A 4,089-nucleotide genomic window follows, 5' to 3' on the forward strand; every position below is an offset into this window, starting at 1 on the left:
CGCCGCCGCGCCGACGGTCTCGCCGTCGACGGCGATCCGGGCCTGCGCCGCCGTGGTGCCGTCGTTGTGGACGGTCGCGGTGACCGTCACGGTCCCGGCCGTCGGGTCGTAGGCGACCTCCGGCGCCGCCTCCAGCGTGAACACCGGCGGCGCGTAGTCGGACAGGTCCGCGAGGTCCTCGGGCGTGGCCGGCCGCAGCTTCACGGCGTGTCCGCCACCGCCCACCATGGAGGCCGAGATCGTGTCGGTCGAGTCCACCAGCGAGTGCGTCACCTCGACGGCTGTCGGGTTGCCCTTCCAGGAGGCGTCGCCGGCGTCGGCGTAGACGTCGGCCACGTAGGTGGTGCCCTCGTCGAGGAACTCCAGCGGCACCTGGACGGTGCGGTCCTTCTCGTCGGTGACCGACCCGAGGTACCAGGTGGTGCCGCTGCGGCGCGCCGTCACGGTGTGGTCGCCCAGGACGGCGTCGAGCACGTGGGACTCGTCCCAGACGGTCGGCATGTCCTTGAGGTAGGCGAAGGCCGCGGCGTGCTCGGCGTAGTTCTCCGGGGTGTCGGCCAGCATCTGCAGTGGGCTGGAGAACGTCGGGTAGAGCGCGAGCTGAGCCGTCGTCGTGGTCTGCACGCGGGTCTTGAGGTTCGCCGGGTCCCACGTCACGGCCAGCACGCCCGGCGTGTAGTCGGCGGGCCCGCCCATCCACCGGGTGAACGGCAGGATCGTGGCCTGCTCGGGCGGGTTGCCGCTCGCGCCCATGTAGTTGTGCTGCTCCATGCCTGCCACGCCCTCGCCCGTCATCATGTTGGGGTAGGTGCGCGACAGCCCGGTCGGCTTGATGGCCTCGTGGGCGTTGATCGAGATCTCGTGCCGGGCCGCGGACTCGATGACCCGCTGGTAGTGCTTGACCGCCTCCTGGTCGTAGTGGCTGCGGTTCACGCCGCCCAGCTCGAACCGCGTGGCGTACCCCGTCTTCAGGGCGTGGATGCCCCACTCCTGGTACTGGTCGAAGATCTCGTCCATGTGCGCGTCGTAGTAGTCGACGTAGCCGCGTGTCTCGTTGTGCGCCATGAACCCGACGCCGTTCTCCTTGGCGTACGCCAGCACCTCGTCGATGTCGACGTCGGCCTGGGGCGTGACGAAGTCCTGCCCCTTCCACTCGCCGCCCGCGTTCTGGTTCCAGCCCTCGGCCAGCACGTACTTGGCGCCGGACTCCACGGCCAGGTCGACGTACTCCTTGATGCGCGCCGTGGTGGCGCCGTGCTTGGGCCCGGCGTTCCAGGTGGTGTCGCGCCGCTGCAGCTCCCACCACACCCCGACGTACGTGCCGGGGTCGATCCAGTCGGTGGTGTCCGCGGCGCCGTCGTCGTCGGAGTCGACGTCGCAGATGGCGCACGGGGCGTTCAGGTTCTCGATGAGGTGCGACGCTGCGAGGTCGTCCGCGCTCCGGCCCACGGTGAGCGTGCGCCAGGGCGTGCCGAAACCGTCCGCGTCCACGTCGATCACGGCCTTGTCGCCGTTCGGCAGCGCGATGAGGTCCGAGACGAGGGTGCCCGGCGTCGTGCCGCGGACCACCGTCATGCTCGGGAAGTCGATCAGGGCCGCCTCGTGCAGGGCCAGGAAGAGGCCGTCATCCCGGGACATCGTGATCGGTGTCTGCGCGGAGGCGACGTCGGGCAGCGGCTGCGTGCGGTAGTGCTGCTCGTCCGCGCTCCATCGCGTGCCCGCCGGGATGGAGTACGCCGTGAGGTCGGCGGGCAGCGCGAACTGCGTGGTCTCGCCGGACACGACGACGCCGTCGCCGAGCGCGTCCTGCTCCGGGAAGACGTACCGGAAGCCGACGCCGTCGTCGAACACCCGGAAGACCACGTCCAGCTCGACGCCCGAGGTCTCGTGCACGGCGTGCACCGTGAGCTCGTTGGCGTGGTTCTGCACCCGGGCGTCGTTGCCCCAGGCCGGCGTCCAGGTCTCGTCGACGACGTCGCGCTGGGTGGAGGTGACGGCCAGGCCCTCGGTCAGGTCCACCGCGGGCTCGCGCAGCGTGAGCCCCAGGCCCGACGGCGCGACGACGGTGGTGGTCCCGTCCCGCACGACCTGGTACATCAGGGTGCCGTCGACGACGTCGACGGCCGCCTCGATCGAGCGGTCCGGCGAGGACACGGTCCAGCCGGCGAGCGCTCCGGCCTCCTGCGCCGTGTCCTGCGCGGCCGCCGGGGCCGCGGTCGCGACGACTGCGGGCAGCAGGATCGCCAGGGCGGCGGCCACCGCGGCCGGCGCCTGGCGACGTCTGCGCGGGTCTCGCGGTCTGCCGCTGTTTCGGTTGCCTGAGGGCAGGTGCACGTTCTCTCCCGGACGTCGGTGTCGGCAGCGCCGGATTGCCTCGATGCAGACCAGCGGCAGAAGTGAGTTTTCCCAGCGGCGCTGTGCACTGTCAAGGCGCGGCGGAGCTTTCACCCCGAGCCGGCAGTGACCTCCCGCACCCACGTGTCGCCCTCCGGGCGGAAGCCCACGCCGCGCAGGTACGCCTGCTCGCCCTGCGCGGCGTGCGGCACCACGACCCGGTCGAACCCCTTGGCCGCGAAGATCCCGCTGCGCCGGTACACGAACTCGCCCGGAGTCAGGTCGCGGAACCGCTTGGACACCCAGTCGAGCTCGACGACACCCGCGCCGTTCCCGGCGTCGCGCACCTCCACCACGCCCACGGTCTCGTCGCCGCGCTGCACCAGGAACGCCGACCGCTGCTCGCCCGGCTCCGGCTGCGCCACGAACCCCGGCGCGAAGCCCGCGATGTCCGCCGCGTGCGTGCGCAGCACGTGCAGCAGGTACGCGTCGTCCGGCGCCACCTCCACCACCTCGTAGACGGCGGCGTCGTGGCGCTCGCGGGTCAGGCGGCGCAGCCAGTAGATGTTGATGAGGCTGATCGCGGCGTTCATCGCGAAGAACGGCCAGATCCCGAGGATCGCGTTGTACGTGGTCGCGATCAGGGAGCCGGTCAGGTTGAGCCAGCGGAAGCGGAACACCCGCGCCTGCGTCAGCGACAGCACGACGAGCGCGGAGCCGACCCAGCCGGCGATCTCTAGCCAGGGGAACATGCCCTGACCTTAGTGCTCCCTCGTTCTCGCCGGCCGACTGCCGAGGTTGTGTTCAAGCCACGAGGCTGCAACGTTTCAAGCGCGTTCCTGCGGGCGGGAGCTCGTGGGCTGAACAGAACCTCGGGTGCGGACGGCGGAGCACGCCGCGATCTGCGCATCACCGGGCCGGACGGCCTGCGGCGATGCGCGGCCTGCGAGCGTGGGCCGGCGAGGCCGCCCCGGCCTGATCGTCCGCCCGCGCCGGGGCCTCACCACGACCAGCCGCGGGAGCTGAGCTCCAGCTCCTCCCGCAGGCGTTCGTCGGCCGCGGAGCGTTCGTCCGCGCGCAGGGGGTCGGCGTCCGTGGGCAGGTCGGCGAGTCGGCACGCCTCGCGCAGCAGCGCGTCGTACGCGCCCTGCACCGCGAACCAGTGGTGGGCGCGGGCGTACAGGCCGGGGTCCTCCTCGACGTGGCGCAGCTCGGCCGCGAGCTGCCCGAGGCGAGCCTGCAGCCGCAGGGTCACCAGCGGGTCGGGCGCCGGCTTCGGGCGCGTCAGGAACGACCAGACCATGGTGGCACCGCCACGTCGTCGTCGCGGAAGGGGTACCTCTCCAGCGTAGGTCCGCGGGGCGGCCACGGCTATACCGGTGGGCAGGGTCGCCCGCTGTCGTGGTGCGGCGGCGGGCGACCCCGGCATCAGTCGGAGTAGCAGAGGTCGCCCTCGCACCCCGCCCGCACGTCCGAGCCGTGCACGCCCATCACGACGGCGCCCCCGGTGTCGCTGTCGCCGATCTGGGTGTTGACCGGGCCGGAACCCCCGATCACGACGTTCGAGTCGTCGTAGGTGACGATGTTGCGCTGGCCGCGGCTGCGGATCGACACGTCGTCGAACCCGTCGGCCCCGACCACGATCGCACCCGGGCCCGTGGCCGAGGACGCACCCTCGTCGGTCACCGTGGCGTAGCCGGACGTCGCGGCCCCGGCGGGCGGGCCGGCGGCGGGCACAGGGGGACCGGCCGCCTC

At 72.2% G+C, this 4,089-nt stretch carries 4 protein-coding genes; all 4 read right to left on the reverse strand.

Annotated features, from left to right (window positions below; genetic code table 11):
• The coding region (locus tag PROKR_RS11915; RefSeq protein WP_051432907.1) for a glycoside hydrolase family 97 protein at window positions 1-2,259 on the reverse strand (2,259 nt) is incomplete at its 3' end.
• Between the two features lie 185 nt (window positions 2,260-2,444).
• A complete protein-coding gene (locus tag PROKR_RS11920; RefSeq protein ID WP_036963449.1) occupies window positions 2,445-3,086 on the reverse strand; it encodes a hypothetical protein in 642 nt (213 codons plus the stop codon).
• Window positions 3,087-3,334: 248 nt separating this feature from the next.
• The gene (locus PROKR_RS11925) at window positions 3,335-3,637 is read right to left on the reverse strand and encodes a hypothetical protein (RefSeq protein ID WP_036963450.1); all 303 of its coding nucleotides are present in this window, start codon (window positions 3,635-3,637) and stop codon (window positions 3,335-3,337) included.
• A gap of 125 nt (window positions 3,638-3,762) precedes the next feature.
• Window positions 3,763-4,089: hypothetical protein (locus PROKR_RS11930; protein WP_036963451.1), on the reverse strand; the 327-nt coding region annotated here is incomplete at its 5' end.

Origin of the sequence: Promicromonospora kroppenstedtii DSM 19349, assembly GCF_000515355.1 — a bacterium.
Classification (GTDB): domain Bacteria; phylum Actinomycetota; class Actinomycetes; order Actinomycetales; family Cellulomonadaceae; genus Promicromonospora; species Promicromonospora kroppenstedtii.

What these genes read in the sequence shown, in the direction of transcription:
- PROKR_RS11920 (WP_036963449.1), bottom strand. Translation starts at nt 3,086, where the DNA reads ATGTTCCCCTGGCTAGAGATCGCCGGCTGGGTCGGCTCCGCGCTCGTC.
- PROKR_RS11925 (WP_036963450.1), bottom strand. Translation starts at nt 3,637, where the DNA reads ATGGTCTGGTCGTTCCTGACGCGCCCGAAGCCGGCGCCCGACCCGCTG.